The organism is Lysobacter sp. P5_B12, from assembly GCF_056400425.1.
Genome location: NZ_JBFULG010000010.1, coordinates 12,661 through 37,298, shown reverse-complemented (window position 1 = coordinate 37,298; position 24,638 = coordinate 12,661). Strand labels below are relative to the sequence as shown.

Sequence of the window (24,638 nt, the reverse complement as noted above, 5' to 3'; positions counted from 1 at the left end):
CTTCACCATCAAATCAGAAATCGAAACCCACCGACAGCTTCCACGTGCGCGTGGCGCCGACGATGGCCAGGCTGCTGACTTCGCCGAAGTCCGGATTCGGGCCGAAGGAGGGATCGCCGCGGAAGGTGTTGTAGTCCTGCCAGTTGTCCCAGTTAAGCAGATTGATCACGTCCACGCGCACCCACGGCTGCAACGAAGTACCCGTGTTGAAGGTCTTGCGCAGCGCCATGTCGAGCGACTTGTACCCGATGTTCCCCGACGGGATGAGCGGATCGAAATAGCACGCGCCCGGCGTGACCACTTCGTAGCAGTTCGTCGCGTCCTTCGGCGTCGGGCTCGACAGGGTCAGCTTGCCGGAGAACTGGAAGTCCCACGGCAGATCGGTGAAGCCGCTGACGACAAGTCGATTCTTGGGCACGCCGATCGACGGGATGAATTCCTGGTTGTCGAGGTTGGCCAGGTCGAACAGGTAATGCTCGTCGTTCGATGCGTTCGGACGATTTTCCTCGGCCTGGCTCCACGTGTAGGCGATCGACAGATTCCACGGCGAATCGCTCGTCCAGCCCTTCTCCATGCCGAGCAGGAACTGGTTGAGGCGCGTCTCGATGCCGTTGTCGGCCAGGATCAGCGTGCCGTAGCCAGGAATCGGGAAGCCCCAAGGCTGGTAGCCGAACTGGATGCGCGGATCGGGGCGACCCGGATCATAGAAGCTGCCGTCCGGGAAGCGATTGCCCAGGCGGAAGTAGATACCTTCCTTGCTGCGGATGTGCACCGCCGTCGTCGACAAGGTCCAGTCGTGGCCCCAGATGCCGAAGGTGTTGCGCATGCCCAGGGAGAACTGATCCGAATACGGCGTCTCCAGACTGTTGTTCATCATGTTCACTTCGGCGCCGAGGAACGGGTTCGAAGCGACGAGCGCGGTGAGCTGATTCGGATCCAGGAAGCTCGGATCCCACGTGAAGCAACGCGCGTCGGTGGCCGGGTCGCAGGGATGCGCTGCCGAGTTGAAACGGAAGGTGTACTGCGGGAACGTGCTCTTGGACTGCTCCAGCGCGAGGTAATCCCACAGGTTGCGGTCGTAGGTGCGGCCCGCGCCGCCGAAGATGACGTGGCGCTCGTCGGCGAACAGATCGTAGGAGAAGCCCAGGCGCGGCGCCCAGTTGTTGTCGTCGGTGTCGCGGTTGTTGCCGCTGCTGATGTAGTCCTCGATGTTGTAGTCCACGTTGGGGCCGTGGATGTTCGACCAGTTGCGCAGCGCGGCGGCGACGCCCAGCGGCGTCACGTAGTTCTCGTAGCCCGGGTTGCGCTCGACGTCGTAACGCAGGCCGAGGTTCAGCAGCAGGTGGTCGGTGACTTGCCAATCGTCCTGGAAGTAGATGCCGAACTGCTTGGCCTTGGTGGTGATGTCGCGCGACGGCGAACCCGGCACCTGCGCGCCGAAGGTCACTTCGTAGGGCGTGAACGACGCAACGGTCGTGTTGCCGAGCGCGTTTTGCTCATCGATGTCGACCAGGTACTGCGGGTTGTAGGGCTGCTGTTCGAAGGCGTTGATTTCGACGGCCTTGTACTTGAAGCCCGCCTTCATCGTGTGGTCCTGGACGCCGAACCAGGTGAAGTCGTCCTGCAGCGCCCAACCCTTCTGGCCCTTGTCCTGGAAGTCGCGGCCGCCGCCGATGTTGATGACCGCGTCGCGGTTGGGCCGCGTGATGTTGATGCCGGGGCCGAAGGTGAGCGGACGCGGGCCGAAGCTTTCGTCTTCGAACGTCAGGTGCGCATCGTTCAACCAGTTCTCGCGGTTGAACTGCCAGCGCAAGTCGGCGCGCGTGCTGTCGTTGTCCTTCGTCGTGCCGTGGGAGGGTGTGTCGCGATCGGCGATGCCGGTGATTTCCGATTCGGTGCGGTCCTTCAAAGACAACTCGATCAGGTGGTCGCCCGTGGGCTGCCAGGTCAGCTTGCCGAACCAGAGGTCTTCGGAGAACGGCGAAGCGACGGGGCCGGTTTGTTCGAGAATATCTTCGGGCAGCGGCCCGGTGTAGTTGCCACCGAGGGTCACCGAGCGCGGCGAAGTGATGTCCTTGCCTTCGTAGGAAACGAAGTAGAACAGGCGGTCCTTGAGGATCGGCCCGCCGAGCGACATGCCGTACTGCGAGGTCGCGGTGTTGGACTCGCGGTCGGCATCCTCTTCCGACGGCGTACGCGCGCGCCAATGGTCGGAGGTGCGGTCATAGAACACCGAGCCTTCCATTTCGTTCGTACCCGACTTGGTGACCGCGGTGACCGCCGCGCTGCTGATCTGGTCGTACTCGGCCTTGTAGTTGGACGTGATGACCTTGTACTCGCCGATCGCCATCTGCGGGAAGGGATTGCCGCGCGAGGAATCCTGGCCGCTGATGCCGCCCTTGAGCACGTAGTTCTTCTGGCCCACGCCGTCGATGAAGACGTTGATGCCGTTGGAGTTCTGCGCGCCGCTGCGCAGCTTGGTGGAATCGTCGGCGGTCTGTTCGAAGATCACGCCGGGCACGGTGTCGGCGAAGGACAGGAAGTTGCGGTTGGTCTGCGGCAGCGCTTCGATCTTCTTCGGCGAGACGTTGGTGGCGACTTCGGACGTGCGCACTTCCTGGGCCGTGCCGACGACTTCGACCGCAGTCAGCTCGGTGGTCGCGGCAGCGACGTTGAGATAGGCCGTCTGCGCGACGCCCAGCGTGACCGTCCGCATCGGACCACCGGCCGATTGCACGCGATAGGTGCCCGGCGGGAGGCCGGCGAGAATGTAGTTGCCGCTGGCATCGGCGGTGGCGGTGCGCGTCAGGCCCGTCGCGACGTTGGTCGCGGTGACTTGCTGCGATGCCGTGGCGATGCCGCGGACGGTGGACGCGGTGCTCTGCGCATAAACCGCGGGCGCGCCGACGGCGAGCGCCGCGGCGAGCGCGCATGCGAGCAGTCGCGGCGTGGGGCGATGTTGGATGCGAGGCTTCATTGGATTCTCTCCCTGCGGAATGCGTTGGTTCGAAATTCGAAAACGGGGCGACGCGTTGGGGGAGCGCAATCTCAGGAACTGTCGCGGCGATGCGCGGCGCCGCGACGTTGGGTGGATTGCCGCGCGGTCAGGTGCGGGGCAATGAGCGTGGCTTCGTCGGTCGGCTGCGCGGGAATTTCGCGGCCCGCGAGCAGCGTGCGCAGCGCGCGGCCGCCGAGTTGCGCGATGTCGACCGAGATCGTCGTCAGCGATGGATGCACGTAGCGCGCGAGCGGGATGTCGTCGAAGCCGGCGACGGCGATGTCGTCCGGCACGGTCAAACCCGCCTGGTGGAAAGCGAACAACACACCGAGCGCGGTCATGTCGTTGGCTGCGAATACGGCGTCGGGGCGCGGCTCCATCTTGAGGACTTCATGGCCCGCTGCATGGCCCGAGGATTCGTCGAATGCGCCCTGCAACACGATCGGTTGCGCGTCGGGCAGCAGCTCGGCCAATGCATCGGTGTAGCCGCGCAGGCGTTCGTCGGCGTCGAAGTTGTCCTTCGGCCCGGTGACGAAGGCGATGCGGCGATACCCGTTGTCGACCAGGTGCGCGACCATCTCGCGCGCGCCGCCGTAGTTGTCGATGCGCAAGGTGCCCAGGCCCACGCCGGTGAGATGCGAGTTGATCAGCACCGCGGGCTGCGACTGGCCCAGTTCGCTCGCCAGCGCCTGGCTGTCGAGGAACGGCGAAAGCACGAGCAATCCATCCACGCGCCCGCGCATCGCACGCAATGCGGTGCCTTGTTCATCGGGATGGCCGTGGTAACTGGAAACGAGCAGATGCAGATCGTGCTCGCGCGCGACGACGTCGATGCCGCGCATCAATTCGGAAAAGAATTCGCCGTGCAGGTCGGGAAGGACGACACCGATGGTGCGCGTGCGGCGGCTACTGAGGCTGCGCGCGGCGTGGTGCGGGACGTACTTGAGTTCCTTCGCCGCGTCCAGGACGCGCTCGCGCACGGTGCTGGCCACGTTCTGCTGGCCGTTGAGCGCGCGCGAGACGGTGGCCACCGAGACCTGGGCCAGCCGTGCTACGTCGCGAATCGTGACAACGTCTCCCATCGCCGCCCCACACATTCGTCCGTGGCTGGAATGTAAACGTTTTCACAAGGGACTGTAAACGTCGTGTAAAGAGGCGATGACTTGCTGCACTGCAGCAAGCTCAGCCGTTCGCTTCGCCCGGCGTGCGTGCGCGAATCGACAGCGCGTGGATATCGGTCTCCATCATGTTGCCCAGCGCCGCATACACCTTTCTATGGCGTGCCAGCGGAAGCAGGCCCGCGAAGGCCTCGCTCACGATGTCGACATTGAAATGCCCGCGCCCGTCGCGCGCGCCGGCATGGCCCGCGTGGCGGGCGCTGTCGTCGACGACCTCGAGCGACTGCGGCGACAGCGCGGCATCGAGCAAACCCCGGATGCGTTCGACCCGGCTCACGGCAAGGTGGGCTTGAAGGGGCGCACGTCGACGCGGTGGTAGACGCCGGCTTCCACATAAGGATCGGCATCGGCCCAGGCCCGGGCGGCTTCCAATGCATCGAACTCGGCCACGATGATGCTGCCGCTGTAACCGGCCGGGCCCGGGTCTTCGGCGTCGATCGCCGGGCACGGGCCGGCGAGCAGCAGGCGCCCCTCGTCCCGCAGCGCCAGCAGCCGCGCCACATGTGCGGGGCGGGCCTTCAGGCGGCGTTCCAGCACGCCGGGGCCGTCATGTCCTTCGATCGCGTACCACATCCCGATGCTCCTGCCGTTGGTGCGTTTGGTGAAAAGGCGATTGTAAGTGGTGGACAGCCCTCGCCTGCCCCCGTAACCTTGGGGTCAATGATTCGGTGCCGCGCGTGACGCGGCCCGCGCGATCCCGGCCATCGACCGACAATCGACGGGGTCCCCCCAGCAAGACTTTGAGTTCCGCGGCTGCGCACGGCCCCGCCGTCCGCGCTGCATTGCTCCACCCGGTGGCCTCGAGGGGGCCGCATAACGCATGTCCGACGAACCGAGCGTGCCCGCGCCCGAAGGCGACCAACCCGCCAACGGCGCTCACCCGCAAACACACAATCCGACGCACCCGCAGCAGCAGGAAATGCCGCTGGCGATGGTGCTCGGCCAGCCGGTGCTGCAGATCCCGCAGGACCTGTACATCCCGCCGGATGCGCTCGAGGTCATCCTCGACGCCTTCGAAGGGCCGCTGGACCTGTTGCTGTACCTGATCCGCCGCCAGAACCTGGACATCCTCGACATCCCGGTCGCCTCGATCACGCGCCAGTACGTCGACTACATCCAGGCGATGCACGAGATGCGCTTCGAGCTCGCCGCCGAATACCTGGTGATGGCCGCGATCCTGGCCGAGATCAAGTCGCGCATGCTGCTCCCGCGGCCGCCGACCGAAGAAGGCCTGGAAGACGACCCGCGCGCCGACCTCGTGCGCCGCCTGCAGGAATACGAACGCTTCAAGCAGGCCGCCGAAGACCTCGACGCCCTGCCCCGCCAGGACCGCGACACCGTGCCGGTGGCGGCCTTCGTGCCGGACCGCGCGTCGGTGAAGTTGCCGCCGCCGGTGGACCTGCGCGAAATGCTGCTGGCGCTGGGCGACGTGCTCAAGCGCGCCGAGCTGTTCACGCAACATGCGATCAAGCGCGACGCGCTCAGCGTGCGCCAACGCATGGGCGAGTTGCTCGAGCGCATGCACGATGGCCAGTTCCACCGATTCGAATCGCTGTTCACGGTGCAGGAAGGCAAGCTCGGGGTGGTCGTCACCTTCCTCGCGCTGCTCACGCTTGCGAAGGAACAACTGGTCGAGATCATCCAGGAATACACCGACAACAGCCGTCCGAGCGACGCACACGCCGACACGCCGGCGCGCGCCCTCGCCCCGATCTACGTCAAGTCCCTCGCCGTGGGCGAAGGCACGCCCGATGCCCTCCAACTGACGAGCGAGTTCGACGAAGAACCCGCCGCCGCGAACGACTCCCGCGCATGAACCAAATGGACCAGAGCTTCATCACCCGCATCGTCGAAGCCGCGCTCATGGCAGCCAACCAGCCGCTGACGCTCGCGCAGTTGCACGCGCTGTTCTCGCTGGACGATCCCGCACCCGACGGCGCGGTCGAACTGGCGCTGGAAACCTTGCGCGACGCTTGCGCCGACCGCGGCGTCGAACTGGTCGAACTCGCCTCCGGCTTCCGCTTCCAGGTCAAGGCCGACGTGCATCCGTGGGTCGCGCGCCTGTGGACCGAACGCCAGACCCGCTATACGCGCGCCACGCTCGAAACCCTCGCGCTGATCGCCTATCGCCAGCCGATCACGCGCGGCGAAATCGAACAAGTCCGCGGCGTGGCCGTGAACAGCAACATCATCAAGGCGCTCGAGGAACGCGAATGGATCCGCGTCGTCGGCCATCGCGACGTCCCGGGCAAGCCGGCCTTGTTCGGCACCACGAAGGGCTTCCTCGACTACTTCGGCCTCAAGCGCCTCGACGAACTCCCGCCGCTGTCCGAACTCAAGGACCTCGGCGAGCTCGAACCGCAATTCCAGTTCGAACCCGAAGCCGGCCCGCAGGCCGCACTCCCCCCCGAACAGGTTGCTTCCGATCCGGATGCCCCTGTCCCCCACGACGAAGCGGAAACTGAAGAAGACACCGCACACGTCACCGAAGATGACGACGCCCAGATGGCCTCGTCGGAGCAGACACAATGAGTGATCAAGAACGCCGCAAGCTTTCCCTCAAGCGCGGCGCCTCCCCCGAGCAACCCACCGACGCCCCGCGCATCGAGGAACGCCTGCACAAGGTCCTCGCGCAAGCTGGCCTCGGTTCGCGCCGCGCGCTCGAACAGCGCATCGCCGACGGCCTGGTGAAGGTCAACGGCGCCATCGCCCAGGTGGGCATGAGCATCACCGGCGGCGACAAGATCGAAATCGACGGACGCACGTTCGTCGCCACCGCGCTCACGGAACCTGCGCGCGTGCTGATCTACAACAAGCCCGAAGGCGAAGTCACCACGCGCGAAGACCCCGAAGGCCGCCCGACGATCTTCGAATCGCTGCCCTCGCTCAAGGGCGCGCGCTGGATCGCGATCGGCCGCCTGGACATCAACACCACCGGCCTGCTGCTGCTCACCACCGATGGCGAACTCGCCAACGCGATGATGCATCCCTCCTACGAGATCGAACGCGAGTACGTCTGCCGCGTGCGTCCGCCGGAAGGCGAAGAGGAAGTGTCGGAGAAGTTGGTCGACCGCCTGCGTCGCGGCGTCGCGCTGGAAGACGGCCCGGCGAAGTTCGACGAAATCACCAAGGTCAGCGGCGGCGAAGACCAGTCGCACGATTGGTACCGCGTGCTGCTGAAGGAAGGCCGCAATCGCGAAGTGCGTCGCCTGTGGGAATCGCAGGGCTGCCAGGTGTCGCGCCTGAAGCGCATCCGCTACGGCGATGTCTCCCTGCCGCAGCCGCTGCTGCGCGGGCAGTCGCAGGAACTGGCGCCCGACAAGGTCGCCACGCTGCGCGGCAAGCTCGGACTGGAAGACGGCACGCCCTCGTCGCTGACGCTGATGCCGGTCATCGGCCAGCGCAAGGCGGCGAAGTCGACGCTGCATTTCGGCGGTGCGCGCACCGCCGGTTACGTCAGCGGGCACAACACCGCCGATGAAGGTCGCGAACTGCGTCGTTTCGACCACGTGCGCGAAGATCGCCGCGGTGGCCGCGGCGGCAAGAAGCCGCACGGCGGATTGACGGTCAGCGGCGAAGCCGCGGCCAATGCCGGCAACAAGGCGTTCAAGCCGAAGGGTCCGCGCCAGCAGGGCCAGCGCATGCGTCCGGGCGAACAGCGCGATGCGGGCAACCCCGCCGCGTTCCGCACCTGGTACGTGCCCGAAGGCGTCGACACCGGTCCGACCGGTCACAAGAATCCCGACGGCGCGCGCGGTCCGCGCAAGCCGTATGGCCCGAAGCCGGGCGGCGCAGGCAAGCCCGGTGGCGGTGGCAGGCCCGGCGGTGGTGGCGGCAACAAGTTCGGTGGTCCGAATGCGAATCGCGGCGGTGGTCAGCCGCGTCCCTTCGGCGATCGCGACGGCAATCGCGCCGGTCCGGCGCGTCCCTTCGGCGAGCGCGATGGCAATCGTCCGAATCGCGGCGCTGGCGGTGGTGCGCGTCCTTACGGGCATCCGGGCAATGCGCCCTCGTTCCCGTCGGATCACGCCAATCCCGGCAGCTTCAACCCGTACGGCGACAAGCCGCGCGCGCCGCGTCCGGGCGGTCCCCGTCCCGGTGGCCCGCGTCCGGCTGGCCCCGGTGGTCCGCGTCCCGGTGGCGCGCGTCCCGGCGGTCAACGCCCCGGTGGCCCGCGTCCCGGCGGTCCGCGCCCCGGCGGTCCGCGCGGTGGTGGTCGCCCCGGCGGCGGTCGTCACAGCGGCGGTTGATGCCACGCGTTGAATGAAAAAGAAGGGCGCCCAGGCGCCCTTCTTCGTTTTGGCTTCACATTCGATTCGTCGTCGCTTCGCGCAGCGCGCCAACACTGCGCGCATGGACCATGACCTCATCGTCGTCGGCGCGAGTTTCGCCGGCGCGGCCTGCGCGCTCGCGGCCGCGCAATCGGGTTTGCGCGTCTGCGTACTCGAACGCAAGGCCGACCCCGGCGACAAGCTGCGCACCACCGGCATCATCGTGAAGGAGGCCGCCGAGCGCACGCTGCTCGGCGAGTTGCCAGCGCATCTCACGCGACGCGTCGAACGCGTGCAGTTGTACGCGCCGAACCTCAAACAAGTCGCGCTCGCCGCGCCCGGCAGTTACTTCCTTACCACCGATACGCCCGGCGTCATGCGCTGGCTCGCCGACCAACTGCGCGCCAACGGCGTCGACCTTCGCCTGTCGACATCGTTCCGCGACGCCACGCGCGTCGGCGATCGATGGCACGTCGAAGGCGCGGGCCGTGCGCGCTTCCTCGTCGGCGCCGACGGTGCGCGTTCGCGCGTCGCCGAGCATTGCGGGCTCGGGCGCGTGCGCGGTTTCCTTTACGGCATCGAATACGAATTCCCCCACGCGCGCCTGGCCGATCCCGATGCGCTGCATTGCTTCATCAGCAAGCGCCACGCGCCCGGTTACATCGGTTGGATCGCGCAGAACCCCGGCGGCGTGCAAGCGGGCCTGGCCTTGCGACACGATCCGGCGAACGTGCGCGTGCCCGACCTCGATACGTTCCTGCTGCGCGTCGGCCAGGCCGGCGGCCTGCCCTTGCGATTGACGCCCGGCCCCACGCGCGCGGGCCTGATTCCGTGCAGTGGTCCGGTGTGGCCGCTCGCGCGCGACGGCGCGATCCTGACCGGCGATGCCGCCGGCATCGTGTCGCCCGTGACCGCCGGCGGCATCCGCGCCTCCTGGGAACATGCATGGACCGTCGGCCGCGCGATCGCCGCGCATTTGCGGCAAGGCGGGCCCGCGCCGGAAACCGTCGCGATCGACGCCGCACCACGCTTCCGCACCAAGCGCGCCTTGCGTTGGGCCTACGACCGCCTGCCGTTCGACTGGCCCTTCGACCTGCTGCTCTCCGCGCCGCCCGTCCGATGGGCCGCCGAACGCGTGTATTTCGGCTGATGCGCTGAAAAATCGCGGGCGTATGATCCGGCCCATGGCCGCACAGGCGCCATCGGAGTTGCATTCGGCACTCGCCGCGATCGCACGCGCGATCGCCGATTCGCTGGAAGTGCGCGCGGTGTGGGACGCCGTCGCCGATGCCTGCCGCGCGGTCGTGCCCTTCGACGCGATGGGCATCGTGAAACTCGAACCGGGCGGCACGGTGCGCGCCGTCGCAGCCGCCGGCGAGGACGACGTCAAGCAACTCGAAGGCGCCGTGTTCCCGCGCGCCGGGTTTTCGCCTGCCCTGTGGCCCGATGCCGACCGCTTCCTCGTCGTCATCCACGACGCGCAATCCGAACTGGACCTCGCGTATCCGCTCGATCGGCTCACGCTGGAGCGCGGCTATCGCGCGATCCTGCGCGCGCCCCTGCAACATCGCGATCGGCGCCTCGGCTCGGTACTGCTGGTGTCGCGCACGCCCGGGCGATTCACGCAGTCGCACGGTGAAGCACTGCTGGTGATCGCCGAACTCGCGTCGCTCGCCCTCGCGCATGAAGGCCTCGCACGCACGCTCGCCGAGGAAACGCGCCGCAGCGCCGCCGCGCGCGAGCACGCGTCGCAACTCGAACGTCGCGTGCAAGCCCTGGCCGAAGAACTCGATGCACGCAGCGCGCATCGCACGCTGGGGCGTTCGCGGCGTTGGCGCGAAGTGCTCGAACTCGCCACGAAAGTCGCGCCTACCGAAACGACCGTGCTGCTCTCCGGCGAATCGGGCACGGGCAAGGAAGTCATCGCGCGTTTCATCCATCGCGGATCGGCACGTCGCAAAGGCCCGTTCATCGCGCTCAATTGCGCGGCGCTGCCGGAACAACTGCTGGAATCCGAACTCTTCGGCCACGACCGCGGCGCGTTCACCGGCGCGCAGTCCGCGCATCCGGGCAAGCTCGAACAGGCGGCCGGCGGCGTGCTGTTCCTCGATGAAGTGGCCGAGATGAGCCCGACCGTGCAGGCCAAGTTCCTGCGCGTCTTGCAGGAACGCGAATATCAACGCCTCGGTGGAACGCGCACGATGCGCGCCGACGTGCGCGTGCTCGCCGCCACCCATCGCGACCTGCAATCGGCGATCGCCAACGGCACGTTCCGCGAAGACCTGTTCTATCGCCTGGCAGTGTTCGACATCGCGCTGCCGCCCTTGCGCGAACGCCGCGAAGACATCCCGCTGCTCGTCGAAGCCTTCCTGCACGAAGTGGGCCAGAGCATCGGTCGCCCCGCGGCGGGTGTAAGCGATGAAGCCGTCGCCGCGCTGACCGGCTACGGCTGGCCCGGCAACGTGCGCGAGTTGCGCAACGCGATCGAACGCGCGGTGATTCTCAGCGAAGGCGGGATGATCACCGCCGAGCACCTGCCGATCGGCATCGCCGCCGCGAAACCCGTCGTGCCCATCGTGCGCATCTCCTCGTCGCAATCGCTGGGCGATACCGAGCGCCTGATGATCGAAGAAGCGCTCGAACGCGCGGGGCGCAACAAGTCGGAGGCCGCGCGCCTGCTCGGCATCACGCGCGCGCAACTGCGCTCGCGCATCGAGAAGCACGGACTGGCTTGAGCGCTGGCGCGAAATCGCCAATTGGCGATCGGCAGCCACCATCGCGCGCCACGTCGGAAACAAGAATCCTGCGACATCAATGACTTGCGCGTTGGCACGCCGCGTGCGTCGACACAGGCATTCCCCCACGGAGTGCCGACGTGCCCCGCCCCCATTCCCTCGCCCTCCTGGCCGCTGCGTTGTTGCTGCCGTCCGTAGCGTTCGCGCAGGACCGCTTCGACGACACCTCCGATGATTGGCAATTCCGCACCAGCCTGTACGCCTTCGTGCCCAGGGTCGGCGGCGATGCGCGCCTGCCCAGCGGCGGCGAACGCGCGTTGTACCTCAGCGCCGATGACCTGATTTCGCATACCGACGCCGCCGGCATGGCGACCTTCGAAGTCCGCAAGGGCCGTTGGGGTGCATTCGGCGATGTCGTCGCGATGGACCTCGGGCAACACACCAACGGCACGCGCAGCCTCCTCGCCGGCCGCATGCCGCTGCCGCCGGGCACGTACGCGTATGCGTCGCTCGACATCGAAGCCGTCGCCTTTACCGTCGCCGGCACCTACCGCGTACTCGAGCGCGACAACGCGAACATCGATCTACTCGCCGGCGGCCGCCTGCTTGATGCGACCGTGAAGCTCGACTGGGATTTCAACAGCGATGTCGTCGGCACGCTGCGCACCGGATCGAGCGAGGTCGGCCATTCGAGTTGGGACGGCATCGTCGGCGCGAAAGGCCGCATGTATTTCGGCGAACGCAAGCAATGGTTCGTGCCCTGGTACGTCGACGCCGGCACCGGCGCGAGCGACCTGACCTGGAATGCGAGCGCGGGCATCGGTTACGCCGCGCACTGGGGCGAGGTGTTCGTGACCTATCGCCGCCTGGACTACGACTTCGGAAACGACCGGCATATCGCCGATCTGGATTTCGAAGGGCCGACGCTCGGCGTCGCATTCGATTGGTAACTACGGGAGCAACGCACATGAACAAGCAACGCATCGACGTCCACCATCACTTCATGCCGCCGGAGTTCCTCGCGTGGCTGGCCAAGCAGGGCGCGCACTGGACGGGCGGTCCGCCGATCCCCGACTGGAGCGTGCAGATCGCGAAGGACACGATGGCGCGCAACGGCATCGCGCAAGCGGTCGGCTCCGTCGTGCCGAGCGTATCGCTCTACGACGCCGCGGCCGCCGTGCATTGGGCGCGCCATTGCAGCGAATTCATGGCGCGCATCGTGCAGGACGACCCGCGGATGTTCGGCGCCTTCGCAACCATGCCGCTGCCCGACACGCACGCCGCGCTGCAGGAACTGGAGTACGCGATGGACGTGCTCAAACTCGACGGCGTGCAGCTCTTCAGCAGCTTCGGCAACCAGTACCCGGGCAACCCCGAGTTCGAGGAGTTCTTCCAGGAACTCGACAGACGCAAGGCCACCGTGCATATCCACCCGAATACCGTGGTGCCCGGCGCGATCGTGCCGAAACTCACGATGCCCTGGGGCATCGTCGAATTCCTGCTCGACACTTCGCGTGCGGTCGCCAACCTGATCTTCAGCGGCACGATGGATCGCTACCCGAACATCAAGTACATCCTCTCGCACGCGGGCGGCACGATCCCCTACCTGCCCTTCCGCCTGGAGATGAGCCGCGTCGAACTCCCGGGTCTTTCCGCGCGCGCCACGCAGCCGATCGAGCATTACCTCGGTGCGCTGTACTACGACACCGCACTGTCCACGCACCCGGCGACGCTGTCGGCGCTCACGCGCGTGGCGGGCCCCGGCCACGTGTTGTACGGCAGCGACTGGCCGATGGTGCCGGAGACGGCGGTGATCGCGGAGAACAAACTGCTCGACGCCAGCCCGATCCTCGATGCCGCGACGAGCCATGCAATCGAACGCGGCAACGCCGAAGCGTTGTTCCCGCGATTCGCGAAGGCCAGCGCTGCCGCTGCCTGATGTGTCGAATGCCCTTACTTCAGCGCGAACGCATCCGCATCCAGCATCGCCGGGAACCGCTCCCGATGCGCCAGCAATTCACGCGCAGGCAGACGCGTCGTCACCACCACTTCTTCGTCCGCCGCTTCACTCAAGGGCTGCCCGAGGAAATCCAGGACCGCGCTTTCGCCGTCGTACTTCAACCCGTTGCCGTCCACGCCGACGCGATTGAGGCCCGCGACGAAGCACAGATTCTCGATCGCCCGTGCCCGCAGCAAGGTCCGCCACGCATAGCTGCGCGCCGCAGGCCAATTCGCCACGTACACCAGCAAGTCGTAATCCAGGCCCTGGGGCCGTTCGACATCGAAGCGATTGCGCGAAAACACCGGGAAGCGCAGGTCGTAACAAACCAGCGGACAGATGCGCCAGCCCTTGAATTCGATCGTCATGCGATCGTGGCCGGCGGCGTAACGCTCGTGCTCCTTCGCATAGCGGAACAGGTGGCGCTTGTCGTAGGTCGACAACGCGCCATCGGGCGTGACGAAGCACAGGCGGTTGTAGACGCCGTCGCCGTCGCGGATCTGGACGCTGCCGCAGATCGCCGCGCCGATCTTGGCCGCCTGCTCGCGCAGCCAATCGATCGTCAGCCCGTCCATCGTTTCGGCCTGGGTGATTGCGTCGTTGCTGAAACCACTGGTGAAAGTTTCCGGCAGCAACACCAGGTCGGTCGTGCCGTGCAGCGGCGCGACCAGGTGGCCGTAATACGCGCGATTGGCCGCCGGGTCGTGCCAGCGGGTATCGCCCTGGACGAGGGAAACGCGGAGATCTTGCATGGAGGTCACGTTACAAGCCCCTTGCGTTAAAGCTTGCGAAGACGTTCGAGCGCCGCATCCAGCGTCGCGTCGTTCTTGGCGAAACACAAGCGCGCCAGGCGTTGCCCGGCGGGCGGCGTTTCGTAGAACGGCGACAACGGGATCGCGGCGACGCCGTGTTCGGTCGTGAGCCAGCGGCAGAACGCGAGGTCGTCGAGATCGCTGACGGCCGAGTAATCGACCAATTGGAAATACCCGCCCGGCACCGGCAGCGGCTTCAATCGCGTCTCCCGCAATTGCGCGGCGAAACGATCGCGCTTGGCCTGGTAGAACGCACCCAGTTCCAAATAGTGCGCAGGATCCTGTTCGATCATCTCCGCGAACGCATGCTGCGCCGGGGCGAACGTGCAGAAGGTGTTGTATTGATGCACCTTGCGGAATTCGGCCGTCAGTGCCGGCGGCGCGATGCAGTAGCCGACCTTCCAGCCCGTGCAGTGATAGGTCTTGCCGAAGCTCGAGATGATGAACGCACGCGCGCGCAGTTCGGGATAACGCAGTGCGGATTCATGGCGCGCGCCGTCGAAGACGATGTGTTCGTACACCTCGTCCGACAACAGATACAGGTCGGGGTTGTCGCGCAGGATGGCCGCCACCGCTTCCATGTCGGCCTTCGACAGCATCGCGCCCGAGGGATTGTGCGGGCTGTTGATCATCAGCATGCGCGTGCGCGGGGTGATCGCGGCGCGCACCTTCGTCCAGTCCGGCGCGAAGGTCTGCGGATCGAGCGCGACGTGCACCGCCTTGGCTTCGGCCAGATCGATGGCCGGTTCGTAGCAGTCGTAGCACGGGTCGAGGACGACGACTTCTTCGCCCGCATGCACGAGCGCATGGATCGCATCGAAGATCGCCTCGGTCGCACCCGAGGTGACGGCGACTTCGGTGTCGGCATCCGGGCGCCAGCCGTACACGCGCTCGGTCTTGTTCGCGATGGCCTGGCGCAGCGCGGGGATGCCCGTCATCGGCGCGTACTGGTTGTGCCCGGCGCGCATCGCACGATCCAGGCTTTCGACCAGCCGATCGGGCACCGGGAAATCGGGGAAGCCCTGCCCCAGGTTCACCGCCTTGTGTTCCATGGCGAGCTGGGACATCACCGTGAAGATGGTGGTGCCGACCTTCGGCAGCTTGGTCTTGGGTTGCATGGGCCTTCCGTGTGACGAAAATGTGAGGAATCCGACGAACGGCAGGCCGGCGGCGGGGATTCGAGTTTACGGAAGCCCGCCCCTGCGTTAAATCTGATCGTCCAATGTCGCTCCAGACCGACCTCCGCATCGCCACCCTCCTCGACGCCTACTACGCGGCCGAATACCGCTGGGAGCTCGACGGGGAATGGCGCCAGATCCGCATCGGCCAGAAGGCGCCCGAGCTCGAGGCGTTCTTCCCGCACAGCCGGCGCTTCGGGCTGCTGTCGGCCTGGGATCCGCAGTCGATCCCGCGCGCCGAGGCCGTCAACCGCCGCGCCGACGAAGAACTGCACGCGGCGTTGCTCACGAGTGAACTGCCCTTCCGCCCCGGCTTTTCCTCCGCGCCCAACCGCAGCTGGCGCGAGCCGAGTTGGGTGGTGATGGACATGCCCGACCAGGAGTTCGACCGTCTGGCCCTGCGCTACGGGCAACTCGGCACGCTGGTGTGGAATCGCGGCGAACCGGTGGGCCTGCGCATGTACGCATCGCAGCCACTGATGGCGAAAGACCGCGCGCACGTGGAGTGGGCGCCCTTGCACGTGAAGCCGCGCGAGCGCCGTTCGACCCCGCGCACGCCGACGCCCTAGGCGGTCTGCAGGATCCGCAGCAACACGACGGCGCCGACGGGCCACGCGGCGAAGCGTAGCCATGCATCGCCGAATCGTTCGCGGGCTTCGGCGATCAGGCGACACACCACGATCATCAGAACCGCGCACATCGCCAGGCGCGTGCGTTCGCCCGAGGCGTAGACCGTTGGCGAGAACGCGAGCGCCGCGAGCGACGCATATCCGAGCATCAACGTCCACGCCATCCAGCCCGCGGCGCGCAGCGAGCGATCGCGCAGGGCGATGAATGTCGCGACGACCAAGCAGGTGGCGCCGAACATCGACAACGCGAGCGTGACCATGCGCGACGAGGTCACATTCGCGGCCGTCATCATCCACACCGACAATCGGCGCGCGAGCCCATCGCCCGGCGACAGGACCATCGGCGCGATCGATGCCAGCAACAGGAAGCCAAGCCCCGCAACCACCGGAATGCGAACGCGCCGCGCCGCCGGCGCCGTCCACACCAGCATCATCGCGAGCAACTCCGCCGCGATCGCGAGCAGATTGTCGGCGCGCGCGAGCGTGGTACCGATCGAACCCAAGCCGATGTTCAACTTGTCCAGCAACCCCACCGTGCCGTAATCGGCATACCAGTTCGCGATCTCCTGCGCGAAGCGCGCGCGCGGGCCCGGCGCGGCGGCGTTGATGATCGAATTGATCACCAGCGCGGCACCGAGCACGGCATCGCCGCGCGTGTACCGACCTTCGCGATACAACTGGATCCACCGCGGCAGGCCGACGCCCAGCAGCACGAGACCGATCTGTTCGTTGTAGGCGGCGTAACTGCCCGCGGCAACGATCAACGCCCACTCCCACACGCTGCGCTCGCGCCGTTCGAACAACGCGCGCATCGCATACAAACCGAAGGTCACCGGCCACAGGTAATAGAACGAGCCGGTGACCCACCACGCCGCGTCCTGCAACAAGGTGGCCGGCAACAACCACAACAGCGCGAACACGCCCGCGATCGCCGCCGGCGCGCGACCGCGTTCGCCGAAGCCCAGGCGCGCAACGTTGACGCAGAACGCGAACACGACAGCGATGTTCGCCAATCGCCATGCCCAGATGTTCGGCACCAACAGCGAGCCGACGATCTCCATGGGCCACCGGCCCGTCCACGTCAGATAGCGCTCGCGCATGAAGGACCAGAGCGAGCCCTTTTCGAGCACGAGCGAGAAGATCAGGTCGTCGGATTCGCCGCGGCGGTCGAAGACGGCGAAATGCAGATACGCGAGGATCGCGAGCATCCCCAGGAGCAGCCCGGCGCCGGGCGTCCGCCAAACTTTCAGATTCCTCATGCCGGGTCCATCCGGCACGCCACGCGCACGAGTTGGTATTGCCGGCCGGCCGTGCCCTGGTCGTAGGCGATGAACACCTGGCCCGCGGCGATGCGCGGTTTCGCGCGGCGCAGGTCCAGCGAGGCGGCGTAGCCCGAGGTCGTGTAGTCGGCGCCCGCGAAGCCGGCGCGGTTCAGCTGCACGTTCACGTCGCTGCGGGGCGGCAACTCGGTCGGCAACTGCCAGAGGCGGCCGTCGCGGTCGTCGCGCAGGAGCACGCGCGTGACATGCGGGCCCCGCGCCACGCCCGGTCGCGCCATCCAGCCGGAGACTTCGAAGCGCCGCGGAGACACCGCGCAACGCTCGACCCGCCCCAGTAGCGCCGTGGCCGGCACCCCCGCCACGACCTGCCCGGCGAAGGGCACCACCGTGGTGAGCGATCGGAACCGCGCGACCGACAGCCCCGCCAGGACCACGGCGGCGCCCACGAGCGTGGCGAGAATCCAGGCATCCAGGGTTCGCCAACGCTGCATCGGGCCACACCCGGGAAGGAAGGGGCGCATTGTAGACGACCTGTTAAGGACCCTTCCGCGCGAGTGAACCGCTAAAATGCCGGCTCCGCATCCGACCGACCCCGAATGAGCGACGTCCCGCCGCTGCTCGCCGCACGCGGCCTGCGCTTCGCGCGCAATGAACAACCGGTGTTCGGTCCCCTCGCGTTTTCCGTCGACGCAGGCGAGGCCCTGCTCGTGCAGGGCGACAACGGCGCGGGCAAGACCACGCTGCTGCGCGTGCTCGCGGGCCTGTTGCGCCCCGACGAGGGCGAGATCGACATCGACGGTCGCACCGCGTCCCCAATGCTCCGCGCACGCGCCATCGCCTATCTCGGCCATCTCCCTGCTTTGAAGGCCGACCTCACCGCGATGGAAAACCTGCGCTTCCTCTGCGGCCTGCATGGTCGCCGGCGCGGCCAGGTGCCGGAAACGGCGATGGGCATCGTCGGTCTGTCCGGTTATGAAGACACGCTCGCGCGGCAACTTTCCGCCGGGCAGAAGAAGCGCCTTTCGCTCGCGCGCCTGTGGCTCTCGCCGGCGCCGCTGTGGTTGCTGGACGAGCCCTACGCCAACCTGGATCTGGAAGGCATCAACCTGGTCAACAAGATGGTGCAGGCGCATCTGCGCGAAGGCGGCGCGTCCCTGCTGACCACGCACGGCGCCTACGCCGCGCCGCCGGTGCGCACGCGCATGCTCGCCCTGGAGCGCGCCGCATGATGCGTTCGGCGGCCTTCGCCTTGTTAACCCGCGATGCGCGGATGTTGTGGCGCCGTCGCGGCGATGCGCTGCAGCCGGCCTTGTTCGCGCTGCTGGTCGTCGTGTTGTTCGCGCTCGCGCTCGGCGCCGAAGGCAAGACGCTCGCACGGGTGGCCGCGCCGGTGCTGTGGCTGGCGGTGTTGCTCGCCGGCCTGCTCGCCCTCGATACCCTGTTCCGCGGCGATGCCGAAGACGGCTCGCTCGAACAATGGATGTTGGCGCCGGTGCCGCTGTCGTGGCTCGTGCTCGTGCGCACCTTCATGCACTGGGCCTCCACCGCGCTGCCGCTGCTGCTCGCCACCCCGATCCTCGGCGAGTTGCTCCACCTGCCCCGCGCCGAATTGCCCGTCCTCATGGCCTCGCTCGCGCTGGGCACGCCGCTGTTAAGCCTGATCGGCGCCGTGGTGGCCGCATTGACCGTCGGCATGCGCCGCTCCGGTATCCTTGTCGCGCTGCTTGCGCTGCCGCTGTACGTGCCGGTGCTGGTGTTCGGCGCCGGTGCGGTCGCGCTTGCCGGCCAAGGCCTGGATGCCGCCGCGCCACTGCTTTACCTCGGCGCGGGCCTGGTGCTCGCGCTGGTCCTGGTGCCGCTCGCCGCGGCGGCCGCGATCCGCATTTCATTGAGCTGACCCCCATGCATCCGCTCGTCCGCTGGTTCCACCAACTCGGCTCGCCGCCCTACTTCGATCGCTTCGCCGCGCGCTGGTCGCCGGTGTCGTACGTGCTCGCCGTGCTCGTGATGGCCTACGGGCTGTGGGGCGCGCTGTTCCAGGTGCCCGCCGATTACCAGCAGGGCGACAGCTTCCGCATCCTCTACATCCACGTGCCCGCCGCGTGGATGAGTCTGTTTGTCTTCGGGCTGATGGCCTTCTACGCCGCGATCGCGCAGATCTGGCGCATCAAGCTGTGCGAAATCCTCGCGATGGCCTGCGCGCCGACGGGCGCTGCATTCACCTTGATCACGCTGGCCACCGGTTCGATCTGGGGCAAGCCGATGTGGGGCACGTGGTGGGATTGGGATCCGCGCCTGACGAGTGAACTCGTGTTGCTGTTCCTCTATCTGGGAATCATGGGCCTGTACCACGCGATCGACGATCGTCGCCAGGCCGCGCGCGCCGCGGGTTTGCTCGCGATCGTCGGCGTCGCGCTGCTGCCGGTGATCCGCTATTCGGTGTACTGGTGGAACTCGCTCCACCAGGGCCAGACGATCAGCCTGCTCGGCGGTTCGAAGATGGATCCGAGCATGCTGCCGCCGTTGTTCGCGATGATCATCGCCACCAAGTTGTGGTTCGTCGGCTCGCTGCTGTCGCGTGCGCGCGCCGACAACCTGCGCCGCGAGGCGGGCAAGGATTGGGTCGTGCGCATGGCCTCCGGCACCGCGGAGCGTGCGCGATGAGTTACCTGAACTACGTCATCGGCGCCTACGCCGTGTTCTTCGTCGTGCTGCTGTGGGATTTCATCGCCCCGCGCATCGACATCGCGCGCCAGCTGCGTGCCGCGCGCCTGCGTGCATCGCGCAAGGCGCCGCGCCCCGACATCGACACTTTGAGCAGGACCGAAACACAATGAACCCCACCCGCCAGCGCCGCCTCTGGTACGTGATCGCGCTGCTGGTCGCCGCGGCGATCGCCGTCGGCCTCGTCGTGACCGCCCTCGGCCGCAACGTCACCTACCTCTACACGCCGGCGGAAATCCTCGATGGCCGCGCGGGCGATGCGGTGTCCTCGGGACAAGCGCGCATCCGCCTCGGCGGCATGGTCGCCGCGAATTCCTTCAAGCGTGCGCCCGGTTCGATGGAAGCGCATTTCTCCGTCGACGACGGCGACGCGATGATGCCCGTGGTCTACACCGGCATCCTGCCCGACCTGTTCCGCGAGAAGCAGGCGGTGGTCGCCACCGGGCGCATGCGCAACGGCACCTTCGTCGCCGAGGAAGTGCTGGCCAAGCACGACGAGGCCTACATGCCGAAGGAAGTCGCCGACAAGATGGGCAAGGCGCACAAGAAGCACGACGTCGACACCAATCCGTCCGACACCGCCATGCCGACGGAAGGCAGCAACTAGTGCTGCCCGAACTCGGACAACTCGCGCTCGTCCTCGCCCTGCTCGTCGCCGCGCTGCAGGCGGTGTTGCCGCTGGCCGGCGCGCACAACGGCCGCGCCTCGTGGATGGCCGTCGCGCGCCCCGCTGCGTACCTGCAGTTCGCGCTCGTGCTCTTCGCCTTCGGGCTGCTGTCGCATGCGTTCGTCGCGCAGGATTTCTCGCTGCGCTACGTTGCGCAGAACAGCAACACGCTGCTGCCGATGATCTATCGCTACACCGCCGTGTGGGGCGCGCACGAAGGCTCGCTGCTGCTCTGGGCGCTGATCCTCGCGCTGTGGACGGCCGCGGTCGCGCGCTTCTCGCAACGCTTGCCGAGCGAGGTGATCGCGCGCGTGCTGGGCGTGATGGGCCTGGTCGCCGTCGGCTTCCTCGCCTTCCTGATCTTCACCAGCAATCCCTTCGAACGCCTGCTGCCCGCCGCCGTCGAAGGCCGCGACCTCAATCCGTTGTTGCAAGACCCGGGGATGATCATCCATCCGCCGATGTTGTACCTGGGCTACGTCGGCTTCTCCGTGCCCTTCGCCTTCGCCATCGCCGCGCTGCTCGGCGGTGAAGTCGACGCACGCTGGCTGCGCTGGACGCGCCCGTGGACGAACGTGGCGTGGGGCTTCCTCACCTGCGGCATCGCGCTGGGTTCGTGGTGGGCGTATTACGAACTGGGCTGGGGCGGCTGGTGGTTCTGGGATCCGGTGGAGAACGCGAGCTTCATGCCGTGGCTCGCCGGCGCGGCGCTGCTGCATTCGCAAGCGGTCACCGAAAAGCGCGGCAGCTTCCGCGGCTGGACCTTGCTGCTTGCGATTGCGACCTTCTCGCTCTCGCTGCTCGGCACCTTCCTCGTGCGTTCGGGCGTGTTGACCAGTGTGCATGCCTTCGCGGCCGATCCCACGCGCGGGCTGTTCATCCTGATGTTCCTCGGCACCGTCGTCGGCGGCTCGCTGCTGCTCTACGCGATGAAGGCGCCGAGCGAAAACGACGGCGCGCCCTTCGCCGCGTCCTCGCGCGAAACCCTGCTGCTCGCCAACAACCTGCTGTTGTCCACCGCGTGCGCGATGGTGCTCATCGGCACGCTGTATCCGTTGCTCGCCGATGCGCTCGACCTCGGCAAGATCTCCGTCGGCCCGCCCTACTTCGCGTTGCTGTTCACGCTGCTGATGGCGCCGCTCGTCCTGTTGCTGCCGTTCGGCCCGCTGACGAAGTGGCAGCGCGAACAGGCCTCGCGCCCGATCGCGATGCTCGTGCCCTGGGCCGGGCTCGCGCTCGGCATCGGCATCGCGTCGTTCTTCCTCGCCAGGCAAGGGCCGTGGAAAGTCGCCGCGGGTTTGGCGGGCGCGACGTGGGTCGCGACGGGCACGTTGCGTTTCCTGTGGACGCGCTTCAACGCCTCGGGCCGCCGCATGACGGCCGAAATGCTCGGCATGACCTTCGCGCACGCGGGCATCGCGGTGTTCCTCGTCGGCGCCCTGCTTGTCGAAGGCCTCGCGCAGCAACGTGAGCTCGCGCTGTCGCCGGGCCAGGCGGTGAACATCGACGGTCGCCAGTTCCTCTTCGAAGGCGTCGAACACCGCGAAGGCCCCAACTACGTCGCCGACCGCGGCACCGTGCGCGTGTACGACGGCGACCGCGAACTGACGACGCTGCATCCGGAAAAGCGCAAATACGCCAGCGGCGGCCAGGTCATGACCGAAGCGGCGATCGCCCCCGGCGTGCGCGGCGATCTGTACGTCGCACTCGGCGAACCCCTCGGCGGCGACGCCTGGGCCGTGCGCGTGCACGCCAAGCCCTTCGTGCGGTGGATCTGGTTCGGCGCATTGCTGATGGCCATCGGTGGCTTCATCGCCGCGACCGACAAACGCTTCCGTCGCGCGGAGGCCAGCGCATGACCGGCCGTGCATCGCGCTTCATTCCGCTGGCCGTCTTCGCCGCACTCGCCTTGCTGCTGGCCGCCGGTGTCTGGTTGAGCCGCAATCCCGATCGCGAAGCCCTGCCCTCGCCGCTGATCGACAAGCCCGCGCCGCAATTCACCCTGCCCGTGCTGCACGAACCCGACCGCACGGTCACGCTCGCCGATCTCAAAGGCCCGCCCTTCCTGCTCAACGTGTGGGGCAGCTGGTGCCCGTCCTGCCGCGACGAACACCCGGTGCTGACGCGCTTCGCCGAAACCAAGCGCGTGCGCATCGTCGGCTTCAACTGGAAGGACGACCGCGACGACGCGTTGCGCTGGCTCGACCAATTCGGCAATCCGTACTGGCTCGTGATCACCGACGTCGAAGGCAAGTCGGCGATCGACTGGGGCATCTACGGCGCGCCGGAAACCTTTCTCGTCGACGCGGACGGCACCATTCGCTGGAAACACGTCGGCCCGCTCACCGATGCGCTGATCCAGGGCGAACTGATCCCCGCGCTCGACAGCATCGACCCGCAGGGCAAGGTCCTCCGATGAAATTCGTCCTCGCGCTGCTGCTCGCACTCTCGGCCTTGTTCGCGGCGCCACACGCGTCCGCGCAAGTCGGCACCGACGTCGCGCCCCTGCACTTCCAGGACGCCGCCGAAGAAAAGCGCTTCCACGCGCTGGTCTCCGAACTGCGCTGCGTGATGTGCCAGAACCAGTCGCTGGCCGATTCCAACGCACAGATCGCCTTCGACCTGCGCAAGGAAGTGCTCGATCTGATGCGCGAAGGCCGCACCGATGCGCAGATCAAGGATTTCCTCGTCGCGCGTTACGGCGAATTCGTGCTGTATCGCCCGCGCATGGAACGCACGACGTGGCTGCTGTGGCTCGGCCCGGCGCTGCTGCTGTTCGCCGGCGGCCTCGTGATCGCACGCATCGTGCGCAAGCGCGCGTCGACCACTCCCCTCGCCGACGACCCCAACCAGGAGTGGTGATGTCGCCCACGTTGACGTTCGCCATCGCGGGCGGCTTGCTCGTCATGTTCGTCGCCGCGTTGTTGTTGCGGCCCCTGTGGCGCGATTCGCGGGCCCTGGTGATCGGCATCGCGCTGTTCATCGGCCTGGGCAGCACGGCGCTGTATCGCATCGTCGGCACACCGGCCGCGCTGGAAGCACAGCCCGCCGTGGCGATGCCGCAGACGATGGACGATGCGATCAAGGAATTGCAGGCGGAGTTGGCCAAGCATCCGGACGAGGCCGAAGGCTGGCGTTTGCTCGGGCAGGCGCTCGGCAACAGTCAACGTTTCACCGAATCGCGCGATGCCATGGCGCACGCCGCAAAACTCGCGCCCCGCGATGCCGATGTGCTGACCGAAGCCGCGCAGTCGCGTGCGCTTGCGGATCCGGAGCATCGTTTCGACACCGTCGCCGTCACGCTGCTGCGGCAGGCGATGGAGGTGCAGCCGCAGCATCAGCGTGCGCGTTGGTTCCTCGGGATTGCGCAGCGGCAGGCGGGCGAGAACGCTGAAGCCGCGAAGACGTGGGAGCCGTTGCTCGCGATGGTCGATGCGAGTACGGCGCCGTCGTTGCGGGTGCAGATCGACGAGGCGCGCAAGGCGGCGGGGATGAAGCCGTTGCCGGCTGCCGCGCCAGTTGCGTCGCAAGGTGGCTTGCGGGTTCGCGTCGCGCTGGATCCGGAGTTGGCTGCGCGTGTGCGTTTGCGTGGGGATGCGACGGTGTTCGTCATTGCGCGCGCCGCGGGCGGGCCGCCGATGCCGGTGGCGGTCGAGCGGCACACGCTGCAGGAGTTGCCGCTCGATATCACGCTCGACGATGGCGATAGCCCGATGCCGACGCAGAAGCTTTCGGCGATGCGGGACATCGAAGTGTTGGCGCGTGTGTCGGCCAGTGGAGATGCGATTCCGCAGTCTGGCGACCTGGAGTCAACGCCTTCGCGTGTGACCTTGCCTGCGAGTGGGCCGGTGGATCTGACGATCGGGTCGGTTAAGTAGCCGATTCCACCTCCCCTTGGGGAGGTCAAAAAGAAGCCCGCCGAATGGCGGGTTTCTTTTTGGGTGGGGCGTTGGGAAAGCTCGCTCGAAACCGATTGGCGCGCCGCCCGAACGTGTGAAGTTCCAAATTTTTTTGGAAAAAAAATTTGAAACTCCCCACGCTGGGGCATCACCTTGCGGGTCGCTTCGATCAGGGGGCTTTCGCTCGAGCGTTTGTTCGGGGCTGCAAAGCGAGCTTTGCAGGTAGCTGATCGTTTTCGTGACGCGGAAGCACGGGACTTCAGGAGAT

At 67.1% G+C, this 24,638-nt stretch carries 24 protein-coding genes and 1 pseudogene; 17 read left to right on the top strand and 8 right to left on the bottom strand.

The window, feature by feature from the left end; genetic code table 11:
- Positions 1 to 13: 13 nt before the first annotated feature.
- From AC1DOM_RS14710 to AC1DOM_RS14695, 4 genes are all read right to left on the bottom strand, one after another.
- Positions 14 to 2,977: a TonB-dependent receptor gene (locus AC1DOM_RS14710; RefSeq protein ID WP_498964596.1), complete on the bottom strand. Its 2,964-nt coding sequence runs from the start codon at positions 2,975 to 2,977 to the stop codon at positions 14 to 16.
- 71 nt (positions 2,978 to 3,048) lie between these two features.
- Positions 3,049 to 4,080 (bottom strand): LacI family DNA-binding transcriptional regulator, encoded by a 1,032-nt coding sequence (locus AC1DOM_RS14705; RefSeq protein WP_498964594.1) that lies wholly within the window; start codon positions 4,078 to 4,080, stop codon positions 3,049 to 3,051.
- 100 nt (positions 4,081 to 4,180) lie between these two features.
- Positions 4,181 to 4,453, bottom strand: a complete 273-nt coding sequence (locus tag AC1DOM_RS14700) for a BolA family protein (protein ID WP_498964592.1) — start codon at positions 4,451 to 4,453, stop codon at positions 4,181 to 4,183.
- Positions 4,450 to 4,749 (bottom strand): YciI family protein, encoded by a 300-nt coding sequence (locus AC1DOM_RS14695; RefSeq protein WP_498964590.1) that lies wholly within the window; start codon positions 4,747 to 4,749, stop codon positions 4,450 to 4,452. The genes AC1DOM_RS14700 and AC1DOM_RS14695 overlap by 4 nt, the downstream gene beginning before the upstream one ends.
- A 247-nt stretch (positions 4,750 to 4,996) precedes the next feature.
- On the opposite strand from AC1DOM_RS14695, the gene AC1DOM_RS14690 reads away from it, so the two are divergent.
- The 7 genes and pseudogenes from AC1DOM_RS14690 (at position 4,997) to AC1DOM_RS14660 (ending at position 13,121) form a co-directional block, all read left to right on the top strand.
- Positions 4,997 to 5,992 carry a segregation and condensation protein A gene (locus AC1DOM_RS14690; protein ID WP_498964588.1) on the top strand — a complete coding sequence of 332 codons (996 nt, stop codon included), beginning with the start codon at positions 4,997 to 4,999 and terminating at the stop codon, positions 5,990 to 5,992.
- 5 nt (positions 5,993 to 5,997) lie between these two features.
- Positions 5,998 to 6,582 (top strand): annotated as a pseudogene (gene scpB, locus AC1DOM_RS14685) (SMC-Scp complex subunit ScpB); the annotation flags it as partial.
- A 122-nt stretch (positions 6,583 to 6,704) separates the two neighbouring features.
- Complete coding sequence (locus AC1DOM_RS14680) at positions 6,705 to 8,426, top strand: pseudouridine synthase (RefSeq protein ID WP_498964586.1); 1,722 nt, start codon at positions 6,705 to 6,707, stop codon at positions 8,424 to 8,426.
- A 103-nt stretch (positions 8,427 to 8,529) separates the two neighbouring features.
- On the top strand, positions 8,530 to 9,597 hold the full coding sequence (locus AC1DOM_RS14675; RefSeq protein WP_498964584.1) for an NAD(P)/FAD-dependent oxidoreductase: 1,068 nt from the start codon (positions 8,530 to 8,532) through the stop codon (positions 9,595 to 9,597).
- A 34-nt stretch (positions 9,598 to 9,631) separates the two neighbouring features.
- Positions 9,632 to 11,182, top strand: a complete 1,551-nt coding sequence (locus AC1DOM_RS14670; RefSeq protein WP_498964582.1) for a sigma-54-dependent Fis family transcriptional regulator — start codon at positions 9,632 to 9,634, stop codon at positions 11,180 to 11,182.
- Between the two features lie 140 nt (positions 11,183 to 11,322).
- The gene (locus tag AC1DOM_RS14665; protein WP_498964580.1) at positions 11,323 to 12,132 is read left to right on the top strand and encodes a hypothetical protein; all 810 of its coding nucleotides are present in this window, start codon (positions 11,323 to 11,325) and stop codon (positions 12,130 to 12,132) included.
- A 17-nt stretch (positions 12,133 to 12,149) separates the two neighbouring features.
- On the top strand, positions 12,150 to 13,121 hold the full coding sequence (locus AC1DOM_RS14660; RefSeq protein ID WP_498964578.1) for an amidohydrolase family protein: 972 nt from the start codon (positions 12,150 to 12,152) through the stop codon (positions 13,119 to 13,121).
- A 14-nt stretch (positions 13,122 to 13,135) separates the two neighbouring features.
- Here AC1DOM_RS14660 and AC1DOM_RS14655 read toward each other — a convergent pair whose 3' ends face one another.
- Both AC1DOM_RS14655 and AC1DOM_RS14650 read right to left on the bottom strand, forming a co-directional pair.
- Positions 13,136 to 13,933: an amidohydrolase gene (locus AC1DOM_RS14655; protein WP_498964576.1), complete on the bottom strand. Its 798-nt coding sequence runs from the start codon at positions 13,931 to 13,933 to the stop codon at positions 13,136 to 13,138.
- A gap of 26 nt (positions 13,934 to 13,959) precedes the next feature.
- Positions 13,960 to 15,111 carry a pyridoxal phosphate-dependent aminotransferase gene (locus AC1DOM_RS14650; RefSeq protein ID WP_498964574.1) on the bottom strand — a complete coding sequence of 384 codons (1,152 nt, stop codon included), beginning with the start codon at positions 15,109 to 15,111 and terminating at the stop codon, positions 13,960 to 13,962.
- 104 nt (positions 15,112 to 15,215) lie between these two features.
- Here AC1DOM_RS14650 and AC1DOM_RS14645 point away from each other — a divergent pair, with 104 nt between their 5' ends.
- Positions 15,216 to 15,740, top strand: a complete 525-nt coding sequence (locus AC1DOM_RS14645) for a DUF3293 domain-containing protein (protein WP_498964572.1) — start codon at positions 15,216 to 15,218, stop codon at positions 15,738 to 15,740.
- On the opposite strand, the gene AC1DOM_RS14640 is transcribed toward AC1DOM_RS14645, so the two are convergent.
- Positions 15,737 to 17,059, bottom strand: coding sequence for a DUF6056 family protein (locus AC1DOM_RS14640; RefSeq protein ID WP_498964570.1), 1,323 nt, complete (start codon positions 17,057 to 17,059; stop codon positions 15,737 to 15,739). The genes AC1DOM_RS14645 and AC1DOM_RS14640 overlap by 4 nt on opposite strands.
- Positions 17,056 to 17,571, bottom strand: a complete 516-nt coding sequence (locus tag AC1DOM_RS14635; RefSeq protein ID WP_498964568.1) for a hypothetical protein — start codon at positions 17,569 to 17,571, stop codon at positions 17,056 to 17,058. Before AC1DOM_RS14635 ends, AC1DOM_RS14640 begins: the two co-directional genes overlap by 4 nt.
- A 105-nt stretch (positions 17,572 to 17,676) precedes the next feature.
- On the opposite strand from AC1DOM_RS14635, the gene ccmA reads away from it, so the two are divergent.
- The 9 genes from ccmA to AC1DOM_RS14590 are packed head-to-tail and all read left to right on the top strand — an operon-like array spanning position 17,677 to position 24,349.
- Positions 17,677 to 18,309 (top strand): heme ABC exporter ATP-binding protein CcmA, encoded by a 633-nt coding sequence (gene ccmA / locus AC1DOM_RS14630; protein ID WP_498964566.1) that lies wholly within the window; start codon positions 17,677 to 17,679, stop codon positions 18,307 to 18,309.
- Positions 18,306 to 18,977 (top strand): heme exporter protein CcmB, encoded by a 672-nt coding sequence (gene ccmB / locus AC1DOM_RS14625; RefSeq protein ID WP_498964564.1) that lies wholly within the window; start codon positions 18,306 to 18,308, stop codon positions 18,975 to 18,977. Before ccmA ends, ccmB begins: the two co-directional genes overlap by 4 nt.
- 5 nt (positions 18,978 to 18,982) lie before the next feature.
- Positions 18,983 to 19,744 carry a heme ABC transporter permease gene (locus tag AC1DOM_RS14620; RefSeq protein ID WP_498964562.1) on the top strand — a complete coding sequence of 254 codons (762 nt, stop codon included), beginning with the start codon at positions 18,983 to 18,985 and terminating at the stop codon, positions 19,742 to 19,744.
- Entirely contained in the window at positions 19,741 to 19,917 is a 177-nt protein-coding gene (locus AC1DOM_RS14615) for a heme exporter protein CcmD (protein WP_498964560.1), read from the top strand. Before AC1DOM_RS14620 ends, AC1DOM_RS14615 begins: the two co-directional genes overlap by 4 nt.
- Positions 19,914 to 20,411, top strand: a complete 498-nt coding sequence (gene ccmE / locus AC1DOM_RS14610; RefSeq protein WP_498964558.1) for a cytochrome c maturation protein CcmE — start codon at positions 19,914 to 19,916, stop codon at positions 20,409 to 20,411. The genes AC1DOM_RS14615 and ccmE overlap by 4 nt, the downstream gene beginning before the upstream one ends.
- Positions 20,411 to 22,330 carry a heme lyase CcmF/NrfE family subunit gene (locus tag AC1DOM_RS14605; RefSeq protein ID WP_498964556.1) on the top strand — a complete coding sequence of 640 codons (1,920 nt, stop codon included), beginning with the start codon at positions 20,411 to 20,413 and terminating at the stop codon, positions 22,328 to 22,330. The genes ccmE and AC1DOM_RS14605 overlap by 1 nt, the downstream gene beginning before the upstream one ends.
- On the top strand, positions 22,327 to 22,890 hold the full coding sequence (locus AC1DOM_RS14600; RefSeq protein WP_498964553.1) for a DsbE family thiol:disulfide interchange protein: 564 nt from the start codon (positions 22,327 to 22,329) through the stop codon (positions 22,888 to 22,890). Before AC1DOM_RS14605 ends, AC1DOM_RS14600 begins: the two co-directional genes overlap by 4 nt.
- Positions 22,887 to 23,333, top strand: coding sequence for a cytochrome c-type biogenesis protein (locus tag AC1DOM_RS14595; protein ID WP_498964551.1), 447 nt, complete (start codon positions 22,887 to 22,889; stop codon positions 23,331 to 23,333). The genes AC1DOM_RS14600 and AC1DOM_RS14595 overlap by 4 nt, the downstream gene beginning before the upstream one ends.
- Complete coding sequence (locus tag AC1DOM_RS14590; RefSeq protein WP_498964549.1) at positions 23,333 to 24,349, top strand: tetratricopeptide repeat protein; 1,017 nt, start codon at positions 23,333 to 23,335, stop codon at positions 24,347 to 24,349. Before AC1DOM_RS14595 ends, AC1DOM_RS14590 begins: the two co-directional genes overlap by 1 nt.
- The last annotated feature ends 289 nt before the right edge of the window (positions 24,350 to 24,638 follow it).